Source organism: Mesorhizobium sp. WSM3868 (genome assembly GCF_002294785.1).
In the GTDB taxonomy this organism is placed as follows: Bacteria; Pseudomonadota; Alphaproteobacteria; order Rhizobiales; family Rhizobiaceae; genus Mesorhizobium.
The window spans coordinates 1-17280 of sequence record NZ_NSGB01000008.1; the positions used below are offsets into that span (position 1 = coordinate 1).

Annotated in this window: 18 protein-coding genes; 11 read left to right on the plus strand and 7 right to left on the minus strand. The window is 65.1% G+C overall.

Annotation, left to right across the window (positions count from 1 at the left end):
- Nucleotides 1-411 precede the first annotated feature (411 nt).
- Nucleotides 412-1038 (plus strand): TetR/AcrR family transcriptional regulator, encoded by a 627-nt coding sequence (locus CK221_RS14610; protein WP_095778386.1) that lies wholly within the window; start codon nucleotides 412-414, stop codon nucleotides 1036-1038.
- Nucleotides 1039-1045: 7 nt separating this feature from the next.
- Here CK221_RS14610 and CK221_RS14615 read toward each other — a convergent pair whose 3' ends face one another.
- Nucleotides 1046-1939: a LysR family transcriptional regulator gene (locus tag CK221_RS14615; RefSeq protein ID WP_095778217.1), complete on the minus strand. Its 894-nt coding sequence runs from the start codon at nucleotides 1937-1939 to the stop codon at nucleotides 1046-1048.
- 102 nt (nucleotides 1940-2041) lie between these two features.
- Here CK221_RS14615 and ampC point away from each other — a divergent pair, with 102 nt between their 5' ends.
- Complete coding sequence (gene ampC, locus CK221_RS14620; RefSeq protein WP_095778218.1) at nucleotides 2042-3202, plus strand: class C beta-lactamase; 1161 nt, start codon at nucleotides 2042-2044, stop codon at nucleotides 3200-3202.
- Nucleotides 3203-3298: 96 nt separating this feature from the next.
- The gene (bla, locus tag CK221_RS14625; RefSeq protein WP_095778387.1) at nucleotides 3299-4192 is read left to right on the plus strand and encodes a class A beta-lactamase; all 894 of its coding nucleotides are present in this window, start codon (nucleotides 3299-3301) and stop codon (nucleotides 4190-4192) included.
- A gap of 170 nt (nucleotides 4193-4362) precedes the next feature.
- On the opposite strand, the gene CK221_RS14630 is transcribed toward bla, so the two are convergent.
- Nucleotides 4363-4734, minus strand: a complete 372-nt coding sequence (locus tag CK221_RS14630; RefSeq protein WP_095778219.1) for an endonuclease domain-containing protein — start codon at nucleotides 4732-4734, stop codon at nucleotides 4363-4365.
- 224 nt (nucleotides 4735-4958) lie between these two features.
- On the opposite strand from CK221_RS14630, the gene CK221_RS14635 reads away from it, so the two are divergent.
- The 5 genes from CK221_RS14635 (at nucleotide 4959) to CK221_RS14655 (ending at nucleotide 9522) form a co-directional block, all read left to right on the plus strand.
- A complete protein-coding gene (locus CK221_RS14635; protein ID WP_179295146.1) occupies nucleotides 4959-5963 on the plus strand; it encodes a LacI family DNA-binding transcriptional regulator in 1005 nt (334 codons plus the stop codon).
- Nucleotides 5964-6241: 278 nt separating this feature from the next.
- A complete protein-coding gene (locus CK221_RS14640; protein WP_095778221.1) occupies nucleotides 6242-7033 on the plus strand; it encodes a 3-methyl-2-oxobutanoate hydroxymethyltransferase in 792 nt (263 codons plus the stop codon).
- A gap of 8 nt (nucleotides 7034-7041) precedes the next feature.
- A complete protein-coding gene (locus CK221_RS14645; protein WP_095778222.1) occupies nucleotides 7042-8049 on the plus strand; it encodes a sterol desaturase family protein in 1008 nt (335 codons plus the stop codon).
- A gap of 114 nt (nucleotides 8050-8163) precedes the next feature.
- Entirely contained in the window at nucleotides 8164-9126 is a 963-nt protein-coding gene (locus CK221_RS14650; protein WP_095778223.1) for a substrate-binding domain-containing protein, read from the plus strand.
- Nucleotides 9127-9207: 81 nt separating this feature from the next.
- Nucleotides 9208-9522, plus strand: coding sequence for a MocE family 2Fe-2S type ferredoxin (locus CK221_RS14655; protein WP_095778224.1), 315 nt, complete (start codon nucleotides 9208-9210; stop codon nucleotides 9520-9522).
- Between the two features lie 189 nt (nucleotides 9523-9711).
- Here the strand turns inward: CK221_RS14655 and CK221_RS14660 are convergent, their stop codons facing one another.
- A complete protein-coding gene (locus tag CK221_RS14660) occupies nucleotides 9712-10011 on the minus strand; it encodes a hypothetical protein (RefSeq protein ID WP_067001327.1) in 300 nt (99 codons plus the stop codon).
- A 130-nt stretch (nucleotides 10012-10141) separates the two neighbouring features.
- Here CK221_RS14660 and CK221_RS14665 point away from each other — a divergent pair, with 130 nt between their 5' ends.
- The 3 genes from CK221_RS14665 (at nucleotide 10142) to CK221_RS14675 (ending at nucleotide 13194) form a co-directional block, all read left to right on the plus strand.
- A complete protein-coding gene (locus CK221_RS14665; protein WP_095778225.1) occupies nucleotides 10142-11038 on the plus strand; it encodes a VOC family protein in 897 nt (298 codons plus the stop codon).
- A gap of 47 nt (nucleotides 11039-11085) precedes the next feature.
- Nucleotides 11086-11688: a sulfotransferase family protein gene (locus CK221_RS14670; RefSeq protein WP_095778226.1), complete on the plus strand. Its 603-nt coding sequence runs from the start codon at nucleotides 11086-11088 to the stop codon at nucleotides 11686-11688.
- 126 nt (nucleotides 11689-11814) lie between these two features.
- A complete protein-coding gene (locus CK221_RS14675) occupies nucleotides 11815-13194 on the plus strand; it encodes an amidase family protein (protein WP_095778227.1) in 1380 nt (459 codons plus the stop codon).
- Between the two features lie 52 nt (nucleotides 13195-13246).
- On the opposite strand, the gene CK221_RS14680 is transcribed toward CK221_RS14675, so the two are convergent.
- The 4 genes from CK221_RS14680 to CK221_RS14690 all read right to left on the minus strand — a co-directional run bounded on the left by CK221_RS14680 (nucleotide 13247) and on the right by CK221_RS14690 (nucleotide 17197).
- Entirely contained in the window at nucleotides 13247-13978 is a 732-nt protein-coding gene (locus CK221_RS14680; RefSeq protein ID WP_082980653.1) for a DUF2270 domain-containing protein, read from the minus strand.
- 111 nt (nucleotides 13979-14089) lie between these two features.
- Nucleotides 14090-15439 (minus strand): ABC transporter substrate-binding protein, encoded by a 1350-nt coding sequence (locus tag CK221_RS14685; RefSeq protein ID WP_179295133.1) that lies wholly within the window; start codon nucleotides 15437-15439, stop codon nucleotides 14090-14092.
- A gap of 112 nt (nucleotides 15440-15551) precedes the next feature.
- Nucleotides 15552-15656: a twin-arginine translocation signal domain-containing protein gene (locus CK221_RS29780; protein WP_143749039.1), complete on the minus strand. Its 105-nt coding sequence runs from the start codon at nucleotides 15654-15656 to the stop codon at nucleotides 15552-15554.
- A gap of 17 nt (nucleotides 15657-15673) precedes the next feature.
- Entirely contained in the window at nucleotides 15674-17197 is a 1524-nt protein-coding gene (locus CK221_RS14690; protein WP_067001172.1) for a sulfatase-like hydrolase/transferase, read from the minus strand.
- Between the last annotated feature and the right edge of the window lie 83 nt (nucleotides 17198-17280).

Consider the following 17280-nt stretch of genomic DNA (forward strand, 5'->3'; position numbering starts at 1 on the left):
CGAACTGCTTGCAGGATCGACAAAACAAGCCGCACTCGGGCCTCCTCTGCTACGAGAAAGCCTCTCAAGAATCCTTCTTTTGCGGCTTGGCAATAGCCAATCAACTTATCTGCGATTCCCCTGCCCCTTGCGGGGGAGATGCCCGGCAGGGCAGAGGGGGTCGTCTCACGTCGAGCGCCAACGTCCTCGCGCGTCGCGCGCCAGCAAGGCGCTTCACGCGCGGCGACCCCCTCTGTCGCCTGCGGCGACATCTCCCCCTCGAGGGGGGAGATTAGGCGCTTACCCCGTGACATATCGCTTCCCCTGATTATATGATAAGACAACTCCACTAAAACGGAGGCGCCTCCGTTTATTTACGTGGGGGCTGACCCGCATGGGTTCAAGCCCCATACTGCGAGAGTGGAGAAAAAGCTGACTGAACAGCCCTCGGAGCCTGCCGAAAAGCCTGAAACGCCGGCGCCAAAGCCGCTGCGCGCCGACGCGCGGCGCAACCGCGACAAGCTTGTCGAGGCGGCGGCGCAGGCGTTTGCCGCCGAGGGTGTCGATGCCTCGCTGGAGGAGATCGCCAAGCGGGCAGGAGTCGGCATCGGCACGCTCTACCGGCATTTCCCGACGCGCGAGCATCTGCTCGAGGTGGTCTACCGCCGCGAGGTGGAAGCGCTCTGCCATGCGGCCGAGGAACTTGCCGGCGCTCATCCGCCCGATGTGGCGCTGGAACTCTGGATGCAGCGCTTCGTCGACTACATCGCCACCAAGCGCGGTCTGGCGACAAGCCTGCGGCTGTTGCTCACCACCAACTCGACGCTGTTCTCCGATACCTCGGGCCGCGTATCCGGCGCGCTGAAGGGGCTGGTCGAACAGGCCGCAGCTGCGGGGAAGATCCGCGCCGACGTCGATGCGTCGGACGTGCTGCATGCGCTGGGCGGCATCTACTCCGCCCCCAACACGCCCGACTGGCGGGACCGCTCGGGGCGGCTGGTGAAGCTCTTGATGGATGGGCTGAGGTTCGGGGCATCGGAGGCGGCGAAAGCCGGCTGAAGCACCGCTAGCTGAGCGCGCTTCGTCTGTCCGGTTCCAAGCTGGTGATCCAGTCCGCAAAGGCCGACATCGCGGCGGTCGGTTCCCTGGACTTCAACTTGGTCAGCCAATAGCTGCCGAGCGATATTGAGGCCTGGAAAGGGCGCCTTATCGACCCCTTGCTCAGTTGTCGCGAAAACATCAGCGCCGGAGCCAGCGCAACGCCTGCCCCTTGTTCGGCGGCTTCCATCATCGCCAGTGAAGAATCGAAGACGATCGCGCTCGCGAAGTTCGCCGGCGCTTCCATGCCGGCGGCCTCGAACCAGCGGCTCCATTCGTCCTGACGGTAGCTGCGCAGCAAGGTAAGCGCGCCGAGGTCCTGCGGCGCGTGAAGCGTCGCCGCCAGTTCCGGCGTGCAAAGCGGCGTCAGAGGTGCTTCGAAAAGTTCCGTCGCATCAAGTCCATGCCAGGCGCCGTTGCCGAAGCGGATCGAAAAATCCAATCCCTCGGCCGCCAGGTCGACGCGGTTGTTGTTGGTGGACAGGCGCAGCTCGACGAACGGATGGGTGCGCCGGAAGTCTTCCAGTCTCGGAAGCAGCCAGCCGACGGCGAAGGTTCCGACGGCGCCGACGACGAGCGGTTCGCGCAGTTTTCCAGATCCGACCCGCTCCAGCGATCGCGCCAGGCGGTCGAAGGCGTCGCCGACGATCGGCAGCAGAGCCTCGCCTTCCGCCGTGATCTTGAGGCCGCGAGGCAACCTGCGAAACAGCTGCACGCCGAGCCGCTGTTCGAGCGATCGAACCTGCTGGCTAACGGCGGCCTGCGTCACCGCCAACTCGATGCCGGCGCGTGTGAAGCTGAGATGCCTGGCCGACGCCTCGAAGGCCCGCAATGCATTGAGCGGCAGGTAAGGTCGAACCATCGATGCCCAAGATTATCTTATAGCTGTTGCGATTTATCATCGTTTGTAGCCGGTTCGAAGGGGTCATAAACCCGCAATCGTCCGATCCAGAGGGAGCAGATCATGTGCAGCCGGCTTCGCTTCACCATCGCTGCCGTCGTCCTCGCCTGCGCGCCGGGCAGCCTGTCGGGCGCTCGCGCCGCCGATCAGGACGCCAAGATAAGGCACCTCGTCGATGAGTCGGTGAAGCCGGTGATCGCTCAGTACGACATTCCGGGGATGGCCGTCGCCGTGTCCGTGAACGGCGAGCGTTTCTTCATCGACTATGGCGTGGCCGAAAAGGACACCAGGGCCGCCGTCACCCGCGATACATTGTTCGAGCTCGGCTCGATCAGCAAAATCTTCACCGCGACGCTCGCGGCCTATGCCGAGGTCGAGGGCAAGCTCGCGCTTGGCGACAAGGTCGGCAAGCACATGCCCGAGCTTCAGGGCAGCGCGCTAGGCGATGTCAGGCTGCTCGACCTCGCCACGCACACGGCCGGCGGTTTCCCGCTACAGCTGCCCGATACGGTGAAGACGCAAAAACAGCTCATCGCCTATTATCGCCAATGGAAGCCGCAATTCGCGGCCGCCACCACCCGCACCTACGCCAACCCGAGCATCGGCCTGCTCGGGATGGCCACCGCCAAGGCGATGGGCGCGAGCTTCCCGGCGCTGATGGAAAAACGGCTGTTGCCGGAACTCGGCTTGCGGCGAACCTACGTCAACGTCCCGGCCGCACAGATGAAATCCTATGCCTGGGGCTATAACCGCAACGACAAGCCCGTCCGCGTCACCCCGGCATTGCTCGCCGAAGAGGCCTACGGGATCAAGTCGAACGCAGTCGACATGATCCGCTTCATCGAGGCCAACATGGGCATCGGCAAGGTGCCGGACGATGTCGCACGCGCGCTCGAAGCCACCCACACCGGTTATTTCCGCGCTGGCGAACTCATCCAGGATCTGATCTGGGAGCAGTATCCCTATCCGGTCGACCTGGCGAAGATCGTCGCCGGGAATGCGCCCAGTATGCTTCAGCCGATCCCTGCAACTGCGATCGAGCCGCCGATGGCGCCACGCGCCGACGTGGTGCTCAACAAGACCGGCTCGACGAACGGCTTCGGCGCCTATGTCGCCTATGTCCCGTCGAGGAAGATCGGCATCGTCATGCTGGCGAACAAGGCTTACCCGAATGAGGCGCGAGTCAGGGCGGCCTACCAGGTGCTGTCGCGGCTCACCGACTAGCCGCGCGTCCGATCGCTTCGGCGCTCCTTGGCCAATGCACTTTTCACCGGCGCTCCGCCTGCGCCCCAAAAAAACCTGCCCAAAATGGAGAAACAGATGACCTCGATCACCCGGCGTTCAGCGCTTGCCGGCGCATTCGCATCCTTGCCGATCGTCCGTATCCAGGCGGCGACGCGGCCGGGCAAGGCCGATGTGGTGGCCGCGACCAAGGCGGTCGAAGCGCTCGAAGCCAGGAATGGCGGGCGCCTGGGCGTCATGATTCTCGATGTCGGGACCAACGCCGCGATCGAGTACCGGGCGGACGAACTGTTTCCGATGACCAGCACCTTCAAGTTCCTCGCCGCCGCGGGCGTGCTCAAGGCCGTCGATGACGGCAAGGCCAAGCTCGACGACCGCATCGTCTATGCCGCATCCGATGTCGAACCGGGCTATTCGCCGGTCACGAAGGAGCACTCCGGCGAGGGCATGACGCTTGAGGATGTCTGCGCCGCGGCGGTTGTGTGGAGCGACAACACCGCCGGCAACCTTTTGCTCAGGGTGCTTGGCGGGCCGCAGGGCCTCACTCGTTTCGCACGCACGCTCGGCGACGACGTCACCCGGCTCGACCGCACCGAGCCGACGCTGAACACGGCCATCCCCGGCGACAAGCGCGATACGACCAGCCCGCGAGCCCTGCTCGGCGACGCCAGGCGCATCCTGTTGGGCGACGCGCTGTCGCCGGCATCGGGCAAACGGCTCGAGGCCTGGCTGATCGAAGACAAGGTTGGCGCGGCGCGAATCCGTGCCGGGCTGCCCGCAACGTGGGGCATCGGCGACAAGACCGGCAGCGGCGACAATGGGACGACCAACATCGTCGCAATCCTTTGGCCGCCCGAGGGCGCCCCCATTCTCGCGGCCGTCTACTACACCGGGTCCACTGCGCCGCGGGCCTCGCGCGAGGCAGTCCACGCCGATGTGGCCCGCATCATCGTCGAGACGTTCGCAGGATAGTGCGGCCTGGGCGGCGCCGACGGCCGAACGGGGCCAAACCCGGCGACGGCGGCGTTTATGTTGTGAGACGTTGGAGCGCCCTGCTGGAAACCGGCGCTGAAGCTGCCAATCTCCCCCCTCGTGGGGGAGATGTCCGGCAGGACAGAGGGGGGCGCTGTCCCGCCGGCGTCTCAGGTCGGTCCAGCCAATCCCGCCGCGATAACGATGTGCTGACAGACATTGTCCATGTCGCGGAGGACATCGTCGTTCCAGAAGCGCAGCACCGTCCAACCGTCCTGTTCCAGTCGCTTCGTCCGGATCGCATCAGCATCCGCACGCCCAGCATCGCCATGCTGCGATCCATCCACCTCTACGATCAGCCTCTTCTCCGGGCAGGCGAGGTCGACGATGTAGCCTGCGATCGGAAACTGCCTGCGGAAGCCCAGGCCCATCAGCCGATGCGCGCGAAGTTCGTTCCAGAGCTTCAGCTCTGCGTCGGTCATAACCTTGCGCATCGATTTCGCATTGGCGCGATGTCTGGGTGGTAAAGGCGTATGCGGCATGCTCGAGCGGTGGGACTGAGGTTGTTTCGCCAAGGCTTCTACTCTACGGCGCCCCCCTCTGTCCTGCCGGACATCTCCCCCATGAGGGGGGAGATTGGCAGCTTCGCCGAAGGCGCCATCTCCTGATGACCGGCAGGGCAGGGGCGCGCTACCTGTTCTTGGAAATCGATTGGCGCCTGGATACTTTGTCTTCTTACCAACTCAGCACCCCCAGGAGCCCACCCATTCCAAAGCCCACCTTCCTCGAAATCGCCCGCCGCGCCGGGGTCGGCACGGCGACGGTGGAGCGCGTTTTGAACGGCAGGGGCGGGGTGCGCCCCGAGACGGTCGAGAAAGTGGTGGCGGCGGCGCGCTCGCTCGATTATCCGCGCCGGCTCCCCGAAGCGCATCGGGGCGTCATCCGCATCGAGGTGATCCTGGTCAGGCCCGACGCCACCTTCTTCGCGCGCCTCTCCCGTGCCTTCGAACGCATCGCCGCGACGCTCGACCGCTCGATCGCCGTCCACCGCACCTTTCTCGACGAGGCCAATCCGGCGGCGATCGCCAAGCGCATCCTCGAACCGGAGATGCGGCGCGCCGCGCTGATCCTCGCCGTGCCCGACCATCCGTTGGTGAGCGCGGCCGTGGCGAAGCTGGAGGCGGAAAACATCCCGACGGTGCAGATCGTCACCCAGATCTCCGGCACCAAGAGCACCTATGTCGGCATCGACAATTACGCCGCCGGCCGCATGGCGGGGCTGCTGATGGCGAAGATGCAGCGGCGGCCGGGCAAGGTGGTCGCGATCTGTCACAGCCAGATCTATCGCGTCCACCGCGACCGCGTGCGGGGCTTCTTCGACTATCTGATCGACGAGGGGCGGGATTTCGAGCCCATCGCCACCCTGTTCGGTTTCGACAACGGCGACCGCAATGCCGAGCAGTTGCATGAGGCGTTTGTGCGCTGGTCCGACCTTGCCGGCCTGTACAATGCCGGTGGCTCCAACACGGCGCTGAACGAAGTGCTGCGCCGGCACCCACGCGGTCGCGACGTCTTCTTCGTCGGCCATGAACTGACCGAGCGCAGCACGCGCGGCCTGCGTGACGGCACGATGGACGTCGTGCTCGACCAGGCCCCGGAGGCGCAAGCGCGCCGCGCCATCGACCTGGTGCTGGCGGCGCTCAACCTGCACGACCTGCCGGTCGACAACCCGCCGATCCGCTTCATCACCTTCACCGCCGAGAACCTTTGATCTGATTTGATCAAGGTTGCGCGAGCCTTGGCCGGCATCGCGGTGCTAACTCGTCCGCGAACGGGAGACGAGCATGTGCGAATTCTCCCCCTCATCCGGCCGCTGCGCGGCCACCTTCTCCCGAGCGGAGAAGAGGGCCGGCACCGACGCAGCCTGGCTCCTCTCTCCCTGGGGAGAGGTCGGATGGCCCCGAATTGCGCTTCGCAATTCGGCGAGCAATCCGGGTGAGGGGGAGCTTTCACAAGCCTGATCGTCGGCCCGCGAACGGGAGATCATCGGTGACAAGACGCTTGACGGCCTACGACCTGCAAAGCGCCAAGGGCAGCAGGAAATGGCTGCAGCTGCATGTCGACACGCCGGCCGAGGCGGCGGCCGCGGTCGCCTGCGACATCGTCATCCTCTCCTGCGAGCCCGACCACAATCTGGAATCGATCCGCCAAGCGGCGCCTCACGCGTTCCTCTCCGTCGGCATGCCGCATGGCGCGGTCGCGTCGCCGGACGAGGCGGTGCGGCTGGGCTTCGCCATGATGAAGCGCGGCGCCGACGCCGTCTATTCATCGCACTCGCCGCGCTTCATCGAAGCGATGGCGGCGGAAGGCATTCCCGTCACCGGCCATGTCGGCCTGGTGCCGAACCGCGTCACCTGGACGAATTTCCGAGCCGTCGGCCGCACGGCGGAAGAGGCCTTCAAGGTGCTGCGCGCGGCCAAGGACCTGGAGAATGCGGGTGCGGCCTGCATCGAGGTCGAGGTGGTGCCGGTCAGGCTCGCCGACCACATCACCCGCTCGACGCCGCTGATCACCATGGGCATGGGCTGCGGCACTGCCTGCGACACGCAGTATCTCTTCTCCTGCGACGTGCTGGGCACCCACACCGGCCACTATCCGCGCCATGCCAAGCGCCATGCCGACTTCGTCACGCTGGAGGCCGAGCTGCAGGAAAAGCGCATCAATGCCTTCCGCGCCTTCGGCCGCGACGTCGCCGAAGGCAGCTACCCGGAAGCGAAGCACCAGGTGGACATGGACGATGCCGCCTATGACCGCTTCCTCACGCTTTCTCAATCGCTGTGAGACCAGCCATGGACGACCTGCAATACGGCACGCGCAACAAGAGAGGCGATTGGGCCCCGAACGAACCGGCCGGCACCGCGCCGCTCTTTGCGTTTCCGCCGCGACCGCTGGCGCTGCTGAAGTGGCTGCCGCATTATTTCCTGCCCTACAACGTGCTCTTCGCCCTCTCGGCAGTGGTGTGGTGGCGCTACGTGCTGCCGGACGTCGAGACGATGAAGACGCTCGCCATCGGCTGGATCCTGCGCCTTTTCATCGTCAACTGCGCGGCGCTGCTTGTCTTCTTCGGCGCTTTCGAGCTTCGACTCTACATTTTGAGAACCCAAGGCAACCGCTTCAAATACAACGGCAAATGGCCCTCGGAGCAGAAGAGCAAAGCCTTCTTCTTCGAGAACCAGAACATCGACAACATGCTGCGCACCTTCGGCACCGGCATGCCGATCTGGACGGCGATCGAGGTGGCGATCCTCTACGCCTACGCCAACGGCTATGTGCCGTGGCTGACCTTCGCCGAGAACCCCATCTACCTGTTCTGTCTGGCGCTGGTGGTGCCGATCATCCACGAGACGCATTTCTTCCTGCTGCACCGGACGATCCATTTGGGGCCGCTCTACAAATGGGTGCATTCGGTGCACCACAATTCGGTCAACCCGTCGCCCTGGTCGTCGCTGTCGATGCATCCGGTGGAGCAGCTCGGCTATCTCGGCGTCGCCTTCTGGCACCTGATCATTCCGTCAAACCCGCTGCTGGCGCTCTACCAGCTCCACTATGCCGGCTTCGGCGCGATCCCGGGCCATGTCGGCTTCGACAAGGTGGAACTGACGGAGGACAGATCGGTCGATAGCCACGCCTATATCCACTACCTGCACCACAAATATTTCGAGGTGAACTACGGCGACGGCCTGATCCCGTTCGACCGCTGGTTCGGCACTTTCCATGACGGCAGCAAGGACGGCGAGGCGCGCATGCAGGCCCGCTACGAGAAGAAGAAGGCGCGCGCCAACGCCGCCGCGAAATGACAGCCGCATGGAAAGCCACGTGGCCGGCCTGAGCCGCCTACTTCAACGATCCCGAAAGGGCCGGCGAACAAGACAGGAGTGAGCCGGCACTCCAAATCCAGAGGGAGGAAACCCGTGAAGAAACTTCTCATCTCGACGGCGCTCGCCGCTTTGATGACGACCGCGTTCGCGACTGTCTCGACCGGCGCCTTCGCCGCCAAGCTCGGCGTCTCGATCGTCAACTTCGACAACAATTTCCAGACGCTGCTGATGCATGGCATGCAGGCCCGCGCCAAGGAGAAGGGCGCCGACATCCAGGTCGAGGATGCCCAAAACGACGTCGCCAAACAGCTCGACCAGGTCAAGAATTTCATCGCCAGCGGTGTCGACGCCATCATCGTCACGCTGGTCGACACCAATGCCTCGAAGACCATCAGCGAGGAAGCCGCCAAAGCCGGCATTCCGCTGGTCTTCGTCAACCTGGAGCCATCGGACATGAAGAACCTGCCGGAGAAGCAGGTCTATGTCGGCTCGAACGAGGTCGAGTCCGGCACGCTGGAAGCTTTCGAGGTCTGCAAGATGCTGCGCGCCAAGGGCAAGTCGGCCGGCGCTACGGCCTACATCATCATGGGCAGCTTGGTGCATCAGGCAGCGCTCCAGCGCACCAAGGATGTCGAGCAGATCTTTTCGACCGACATGTGCAATTTCATCAAGGTCACCGACAAGCAGTCGTCCGAATGGTCGCGCGACAATGCGCAGAACCTGATGACCAACTGGCTGACTGCCGGCCCGGCGCCCGACGCCGTCATCGCCAACAACGACGAATCCGCCATCGGCGCCATCCTGGCGCTCAAGGCCAACGGCGTCGACCTGAAGAACGTCGTGGTCGGCGGCATCGATGCCACGCAGGACGGGCTCCAGGCGATGAAGGCCGGCGAGCTATCGGTCACGGTGTTCCAGAACGCCAAGGGCCAGGGCGGCGGCGGTGTCGATGCCGCGCTCGCGCTCGCCAAAGGCGAGAAGGTCGACCGCGTCGTCTATGTGCCGTTCGAACTGGTGACGTCCGCCAACGCGGCGGAATACCTGAACAAGAACTAGACCCGGATCATCGGGGCGGCTCTTCGCCGCCCCGATGGGTTCGCGCGATCTGAAAGCAAGACAGATCTGAAGGGAAGAAAAATGACCGGTTGGATCAGGGCCTGCGGGCTCGACGACATCGAACAGGAAGGCGCCCGCCGCTTCGACCATGGCGGCAAGACCTATGCCGTCTTTCGCTCGCCCGACGACGAGGTCTTCTGCACCGACGGGCTCTGCACGCATGAGGCGGTGCACATCGCCGACGGCCTGGTCATGGACTACGAGGTCGAATGCCCAAAGCACGCCGGCGCCTTCGACTATCGCACCGGAGCCGCCAAGCGCCTGCCGCCATGCATCAACCTCAGGACCTATCCGGCCAAGATCGAGGCGGGAGCGGTGATGGTGGCGGTGGGGTGAAAAGCTCCCCCTTCTCCCCTTGTGGGAGAAGGTGGATCGGCGCGCAGCGCCGAGACGGATGAGGGGTGTTCCAGCTTGGCGGCCACGACGACAGCGCAGCGACATTCCCCAGCGCCTCACTCCGTCCAGCACCCCTCATCCGTCGCCTTCGGCGACACCTTCTCCCACAAGGGGAGAAGGAAAGAGGCGCTAAATCCCCTCGCCATCCACCAGCGGGACGTCCTCTCCTTCCCAGGGGCTCGGCAACGAACCTCGCCCCGCCGTGGGCAGCGGCATCCAGCATCTCAACTCCGGCTCGGCATATTCGACGATGCGTCCGGGCGATGAATCCGACGCCCGCCAGCCTTCCTCGCCGAACTGGTCGGCGCGCGACCAGTAGGCCATGTCGACCTCGGCCGGTCCCTGTTCGGACGAGCGCACCGTCACCAGGATGCGACTGCCGTCCCGCGGCGCGCTCGCCATGTTGCGCCAGTGGTCGGTCTCGTCCATGTGGTCTCCTCCCAAGAAGCTTCGCGGCAATAGTCGCCGCCCGCCGGGGAGGGGTCAACCCGAACTTGGCGCGAGACAGAAATATCGTTCACGGCTAATATGTTCGCCGACCGCAATCGGACGGACGACGATGGACGAAGGGTTGCCTCAAGCCACCCGTCTCGGGCCGGTCCATCTCAGGGTAACCGACATCCCGGCTGCCTTGATCGTCTGGCGCGATACGCTCGGATTGGCGGTCCTCGGCGAGGATGCCGCCACGGCGGAGCTCGGCGCCGGCGGGCGGAAGCTTATCGTGCTCCACGCCGGAGCGCAGATCGCCCTGCCGCAGAAATCGCGCGACCTCTTCCATGTCGCCATCCATGTGACGAGCCGCCGCGACCTCGCGCACACCGCCGCCCGGCTTAAGGCTTCCGGCTTGCGCTACAGCGCCCAGGACCACCTGGTTTCGGAATCGCTCTACGTTTCCGACCCGTCCGGCAACGGCATCGAGATCTGCTTCGACACGCCGGAACGCTGTCTGCGCCGCGAGGTGTCGGCCGATGGCCGCGTGGCGCTGATCGGCACCGACGGCAGCGCGCATTCCGGGCTCGAGCCGCTCGATCTCCCGGGCCTTTTGCGCGACCTCGGCAATTCCGGCCATGTCGAGCAGAGGATGGCCGCGAACGCCTTTGTCGGCCACATCCATATGCGCGCCCGCGCGCCGGAAGAACTGATGGAATTCTATGTCGGCGTGCTCGGCTTCCGCCCGCACATCCAGTCGAGAAGCTTCGGTATGTTCGACTTCGGCACCGGGACCCGGCCGCATATGGTCGCCTTCAATATCTGGGCGCGTGACGAGCTGCGCGAGCCGCCGCCGGGTGCCGCCGGCCTCGACCATTTCACGGTTGAGCTTGCATCGGTCGAGGAGCTGGCTGCGCTGGAACGCAGGCTCGATGCCGCCAACCTGCCGCCGAAAAAGATCGCCGGTGCCGTGGAAACCGCGGATCCGGAGGGCAATAGGCTGCGGTTCGTGCTTCGGGAAGGTTGATCGCGCCGCAGCGGACCATTGGGGAAGACAAGTGGGAGGAGGGGAGAATGACCATCAGGGTGATAGGAACCGGCTTCGGCCGCACCGGCACGGATTCGATGCGCGAGGCGCTGACCATGCTCGGCTTCGGCCCGTGCCATCACATGACGGAGGTCATGGCGCATGCGGAGCAGAAGCGGCTCTGGCGAGCGCTTGCCCAAGGCGCCGCGCCGGATTGGAATCGGCTCTTTGCCGGTTATAAATCCTGCGTCGACTGGCCCTCGGTGCATTACTGGCGCGAGCTGATCGAAGTCTTTCCGCAAGCGCGCGTCATCCTCACCTGGCGCTCGCCGGAAAGCTGGTGGGAGAGTTTCGCAAAAACCATCCTGCCGGCCGTCATTGACAGCCAGGATCAAGAGTCGTTAGGCGTCGCCCTTGTCACGAAGCAGGTTTTCGGCGGCCGCCCGCAGGACCGCGCGCATGCGATTGCCGTCTATGAGGCCAATATCGAAGCGGTGCTGAAGACGGTGCCGGCCGAGCGCCTGCTGGTTCACAAGCTGGGCGACGGCTGGGCGCCGCTCTGCGCCCATCTCGGCGTTCCGGTGCCGGACGAGCCCTATCCCAACCGCAACACCACGAAGGAGTTCCGGACGGCGCTTTCGTTGAATTGAAGGGAAGGGAGGGGAATAGGGGAAAAAGGTATTGGCATCCGATGTGCGGAGTTCACGAAGTCTGATCTTCCCTACTCCCCTACTCCCCTACTCCCCTATTTCCGTTCCGCAGGAAGGAACACCACCATGACGAGCCATTTGGACACCACCTTCCTGACCGCCTCGCAACTGGCGGCGGCGATCCGCGAGGAGAAGGTCGGCGCTGTCGAGGCGATGGAGGCGCAGCTTGCCCGCATCGCTGTCGTCAACCCGCTGCTCAACGCCATCGTCACCCTCGACGAGGAGGCGGCCCGCGCCGGAGCGAAGGCCGCGGATATGGCGGTCGCGCGCGGCGAGGCCGTCGGTCCGCTCAACGGTGTGCCGGTCACGCTGAAGGACGGCCATGCCACAGCCGGCATGCGCACCACCGTCGGTTTGGAAGCCTTTGCCGATCATGTCCCGCCGATGGACAGCACGATTGCCGCGCGGCTGCGCAAGGCCGGCGCTATCATCATCGGCAAGACCAACGTGCCGCCCCGGCTGCGCGACCTGCAGACCGACAATCCGATCTTCGGCCGCACCGTCAATCCGTGGGACGTTACCCGCACATCCGGCGGCTCCAGCGGCGGCGCGGCGGCCGCGGTCGCCGCCGGGCTGGTGCCGCTCGAGATCGGCAGCGATGCCGGCGGCTCGATCCGGATGCCGGCGCATCTGTGCGGCGTCTATGGCTTCAAGCCGACGCAGGCGACGGTGCCGATCACCGGCAGCTACGCCGATCCGCCCGACCTGCCGCGCAGCTTCCGCCTGCTGTTCGACATCGGGCCTCTGGCCCGCGATGTCGACGATCTCATCCTGGCCCACCGCATCATCGCCGGGGCCGACGGTCTCGACACCGAAGTGCCGCCGGTGGCGACGGACGAGGCGCCGGAGCCGCCGCTGGGGACGCTCAGGGTTGCCTTCGCGCCTGAATTTCCCGGAGTGCCGACGGCGCTCGACATCGCCGACGCGATCGCCGGCTTCGCGGGCGCCATCGAGGTCGGCGGCGCGCGGGTAGGGCAGGCATTGCCGCAGCACGATTTCGCGGCCGAGCGGGCGCTGTTTTCCGATCTCATCACCTGGTATTCGCAGGTCTTCCGGCAGCCGCGCGAAACCTCGCCCTCGCTGGCCGCCTATCTCGAGGCGCTCAACCGGCGCGATGAATTCATCGCTGCCTGGGAGCGCTTCTTCGACGGGTGGGACGTGCTGGTCTGTCCGGCGATGATGTGCACGGCCTTCCGCCACCGCGAAATGGGTGCGCCGATCCCCGTCGACGGCATCGAGACGCCCTACTGGAGCGGGCTCAGCCACGCCTGCCGCTTCAACCTGACCGGGCATCCGGCCGCCGTCATTCCGATCGGTGTCGACCGGGAGGGCCTGCCGATCGGCGCCCAGCTGGTCGGCCGCCGCCATTCGGACATGAAGCTGCTCGCCGTGGCGAAAGCGCTGGCGCGTCTCACCGACGGTTTCGTCAGGCCACCGGGATTGTGAGCGCGTGGAAACGGCGGGCTGCCAGAAAAACCAAGGGCCGCCGCCCCAGGGCTCAAACATGCACGTCGCCGAACGACAGTTCGCCGTCGTCGGCGCGCATCAGGAAGGCGGCGGCAAGCATCGCGAGATAGAATACGACGACGCCGCAGACCACCACGACGCCGGGGATGGGACCGAGCGTCGCCACGCGAAAGGTGTCGAGCAGCGAGGCGCTGAAGCCGATCGGCGAGCCTTCGCGCTGCAGGCTGGGCGTGGTGATCTTCAAGACCCAGGCAAGCATCAGGATCGTATACATGAAGACGTAGTTTCGGCGCAGCCTCCGGACCAGTGCCGCGCGCTGCGAGATGAGGAAGCGCGGCGAGCGCAGGCCTTCGCCGAGGATGGCCAGCCAGTTGGAGGCGAAGTCCGGCTGCGGCGAAAAAATCTGCGCGAAGTAATAGCGCTCGAACTGACGCACCCGCGCCCGATAGACGTCGAAGAACCGGTAGCGCCGCGCTTCGATCCATAGAAGCAGCGTGATGAGCAGCATGGCGAAGAGCAGCACGCCGTGATGCGCCGAGGGCGTCGACAGCGATACGGACAGCATCGCCGCCACCACGGTGATCGCCCAATTGCTGGTGCGGTCGAGCCGGTCGCGCCAGCCCGCCATGCGCCCGATCTCCGCGCGGTGGAAATGCGACATGGTGGTTGCGAATTCGGAGGAAGTGAGCTTCAGCGCGAATGCATCGGAGCCCCTTGGCGGCGCCGCTGCTTCGGCTGGCTTTACGGTCTGGACCTGCGACATCCCCTTGCCACGTGCCTCCCGCCGTGGCCGGCCGTTGAGCCGGCCACACCCCATATAGCACAATGTGGGGCCGGCAGAAATGTTCCTGCTGACGCTCTCCGACGGAAGCTCTTATGCGCTCAGCCAGACCCGTTCGGCCACGCGATGATCGCTGAGCAGGAAGTTGGGGTTGGGAACGAAACCCCTTACCTCCTTGCGCGCCGCGTCGATCCAGCTGGCGAAGGCCGGGATGATGGTCGGGCACTCGTCATGGATCATCTGCTGCAGCTCGAAATAGACCTCGCGGCGTTTTGCCGGATCGGCCAATGAGCGCGACTCCGTCAGCTTTCTGTCGAAGCCGTCGTTCTTCCAATGCGTTTCGTTCCACGGCGCGCCCGAGGCGTAGACAGAGGAAAACATCATGCTCGCCGACGGCCGCCCGGCCCAGAAGGAAGCCACCCATGGCTTCTTCAGCCACACGTCGCTCCAGTAGCCGTCATCGGGCTCGCGCTTGACGCTGATGGTGATGCCGGCGGGCTTGGCCGATTGCGCGAAAAGCTCGGCCGTGTTGACCGCCTGCTCGAACGCCACGGGGGCGGCGTGCAGCTCGAGGGTAAGATCGCTCTTGCCGGCCTTCTTGAGGTGAAAACGGGCCCTGTCCGGATCGTAGCCGCGCTGCGCGATGTTCGGATTGAAGCTCGGATCGCCGGCAGCGATCGGATGGTCGTTGCCGACCCGTCCGAAGCCGGCCATCAGCAGCTTCACCATCTGCTCGCGGTCGAGCGCGTGCTTGAGCGCCAGCACGACATCGGGGTTGTTGAACGGCTCCTTCGTGGCGTCCATCGGCAGCGAGAAATGCTGCTTGCCTTCGGTGACCAGCAGATAGGCGCGCGGGTCCTTCTTGAGCAGTGGAGCGATCTTGTAGTCGATGCCGTTGACGATGTGCACCGAGCCGCCTTGAAGAGCCGAGACGCGTGCCGCGGCGTCGTTGATCACGACCGTCTCGACCGTATCGACATGGCCGCGATCGCCGCGCCAGTAGGTCTCGTTGCGTGCGGCGGTGGCGTGCACGCCGGGCTGGAAGGCGGTGAGCTTGAACGGACCGGTGCCGATCGCTTTCGACCAGTCGGCGAAGCCTGCCGGCACCATGGCGAAATGCAGATCCGACAGCACATAATCCATGTCGGGATTTGCCGATTTGAGCAGAATCTCGACTTGCGTCGGCGAGATGGCCCGCACTTCCGCGACGTCGGCGACCAGACCCTTGGCCTTCGACTTGGTCTTGTCGCCGATATGCAGGCCAAGCGAGTATTTGACGTCGTCGGCGTCGAACGTCTTGCCGTTGTGAAACTGCACGCCCTGCCTGAGATTCAGGATCCAGCGCTTGTTGCCGTCGCTGGCTTCCCAGCTTGCCGCGAGCTCCGGCGCCGGCTTGCCGTCATCGCCGATCTCCACCAGCGTGTTGTAGACCTGCCGCGACACGTTGATGGAAAAAGTGCCGATCAGCTGCGTCGGGTCCAGCGTGTCGGCGGAGCTGCCGCCGTTGAGGCCAAGGCGCAGAGCGCCGCCCTTGCGCGGCGCCTCGGCAAGGCCGCTATGTGGAAACGCCGCCGTGGCGAATGGCAGCCGCAGCGGCCGTCTTGATGAAGCTGCGGCGGTTCATGCTGTCCAGGCTCGAGAAGACGCTTCTGTCGTTCATGTCATTCTCCCATTGGTTCAGTAGGCGCCAAGGACTTCGTTGCCCATCAGCGGCTGTGGCGGCAGCCGCCGGTCGAGAACCGAGCTCAGTGCGCGCGCCTGCGCGCCCAGTGCTCGCTCGGGGAACAGGTTCCAGTGCTCCCAGGGGTCTTCGCGAAGATCGAACAGCTCCCCCCAGGCCGGCTGGTTGGGATAGCGGGTGAACCGCCACTCCTTGGAGATGATCGACTGGTTGTAGAGGCAGGCGTCACGTCGCGGATGATATTCACCGAACAGGAAGTCGCGGACGTCGGCGACCCGGCCGTCGATCAGCGGCTTGAGATCGGTGCCGTCGGTCGCGGGCGCCGGCAGGCCGAGCAGCGATGCGATGGTCGCGAACAGGTCGAGGTGGCTGGTCAGCGCATCGAGGTTTGTTCCGGCGCGGATGCCTGGACCGCTAAGAACCAGCGGGACCTGCAGCAGTTGTCGGTAGGGCGGCGGCCCCTTGCGCAGCAGCCCGTGGTCGCCGAGCAACTCGCCATGATCGGCGGTAAACAGCAGGAAGCTGTCATCGAGCACGCCAACGTCGTCCAGGGCCGCGAGCAGCCGCCCGACGGCATCGTCGATCATCTGGATCATGCCATGCGTGTGGGCGATTGCGATGGCCAGCGTTTCGTCGGAGATATCGTCGGTGCGCAGGAGGAAGCCCTGCTCGCGCGGCTGCTCGCCGGAGGCGATGTAGGGCACTTTCGTCGGATCGTCGCCTTCGCCGAGATAGGCCGGCATCCGCTCCAACTCGCCCGCCCGGATGGTCGGCGTGGGCATTTGCTCCGGTCGGAACAGGTCGCAATAGGGCCGGGGCGGGGCGAAGGGGTGGTGCGGGTCCGGAAACGAGACGAACAGGCCGAACGGCTCTGCCTGCTTGCCCTGGCGCTCGATGAAGTCGATCGCCCGATCCGCGATCCAACTGGTGTAGTGCAACTCGGGCGGCACCGCGCTTTTCCAGACTTCGTTCAGATCCTGCGCCCGGCTGTCGGGACTGGCGTCGGGCTCGTAGAGGTCCACCACTTCGGGGTGGTTGCGCTTGAGCCAGGCGGCGTAGTGGCCGGCGCGAGTGGCTTCGTTGGCTTCGCCCATGACGAGGTCGACGGCATCGAAGCCGAAATAGGGACCGTGCCAGTCCTCGCAGCCCGGCCTTTCCCAATAGGCAAGCGATTCCGGCATGTCGCGTTCGACGGGCGCGAGCAGTGGCTGAAAGTGCAGCTTTCCGACGCCTTTTGTGGCGTATCCGGCAAGCGACAGCGCCTGCCACAGATTAGGGAGCCGATCGTCGAGCGCCACGCCATTGCGCCACAATCCGTGATGGCGTGGATAGAGCCCTGTTGCCATGGTCGCTCGGCTTGGCGAGCAAATCTGGTTAGGCGTGAAGTGCCGATGGAAGGTTGCGCCGCGCGCGGCGATGCGGTCGATGTTTGCGGTATGGGCGACGCGGTTGCCGGTGACCGAGAGCGCGTCGTAGCGCATCTGGTCGGCACAGATGAAGATGACATTGGCTCGCTTCACGACGGCTCCGTCAGTTTCTGCCAAGCTTGCAGCTAGGGCCCGAAACGCAGCGAAATCAAAGATCAAGATTTTGGTCCGGTATG

Coding starts and splice junctions, on each gene's coding strand:
- ampC (WP_095778218.1), top strand. CDS start 2,042: ATGTGCAGCCGGCTTCGCTTCACCATCGCTGCCGTCGTCCTCGCCTGC.
- CK221_RS14660 (WP_067001327.1), bottom strand. CDS start 10,011: ATGGACGAGACCGACCACTGGCGCAACATGGCGAGCGCGCCGCGGGAC.
- CK221_RS14630 (WP_095778219.1), bottom strand. CDS start 4,734: ATGCCGCATACGCCTTTACCACCCAGACATCGCGCCAATGCGAAATCG.
- CK221_RS14655 (WP_095778224.1), top strand. CDS start 9,208: ATGACCGGTTGGATCAGGGCCTGCGGGCTCGACGACATCGAACAGGAA.
- CK221_RS14645 (WP_095778222.1), top strand. CDS start 7,042: ATGGACGACCTGCAATACGGCACGCGCAACAAGAGAGGCGATTGGGCC.
- CK221_RS14670 (WP_095778226.1), top strand. CDS start 11,086: ATGACCATCAGGGTGATAGGAACCGGCTTCGGCCGCACCGGCACGGAT.
- CK221_RS14665 (WP_095778225.1), top strand. CDS start 10,142: ATGGACGAAGGGTTGCCTCAAGCCACCCGTCTCGGGCCGGTCCATCTC.
- CK221_RS14615 (WP_095778217.1), bottom strand. CDS start 1,939: ATGGTTCGACCTTACCTGCCGCTCAATGCATTGCGGGCCTTCGAGGCG.
- CK221_RS14675 (WP_095778227.1), top strand. CDS start 11,815: ATGACGAGCCATTTGGACACCACCTTCCTGACCGCCTCGCAACTGGCG.
- CK221_RS29780 (WP_143749039.1), bottom strand. CDS start 15,656: ATGAACGACAGAAGCGTCTTCTCGAGCCTGGACAGCATGAACCGCCGC.
- bla (WP_095778387.1), top strand. CDS start 3,299: ATGACCTCGATCACCCGGCGTTCAGCGCTTGCCGGCGCATTCGCATCC.
- CK221_RS14680 (WP_082980653.1), bottom strand. CDS start 13,978: ATGTCGCAGGTCCAGACCGTAAAGCCAGCCGAAGCAGCGGCGCCGCCA.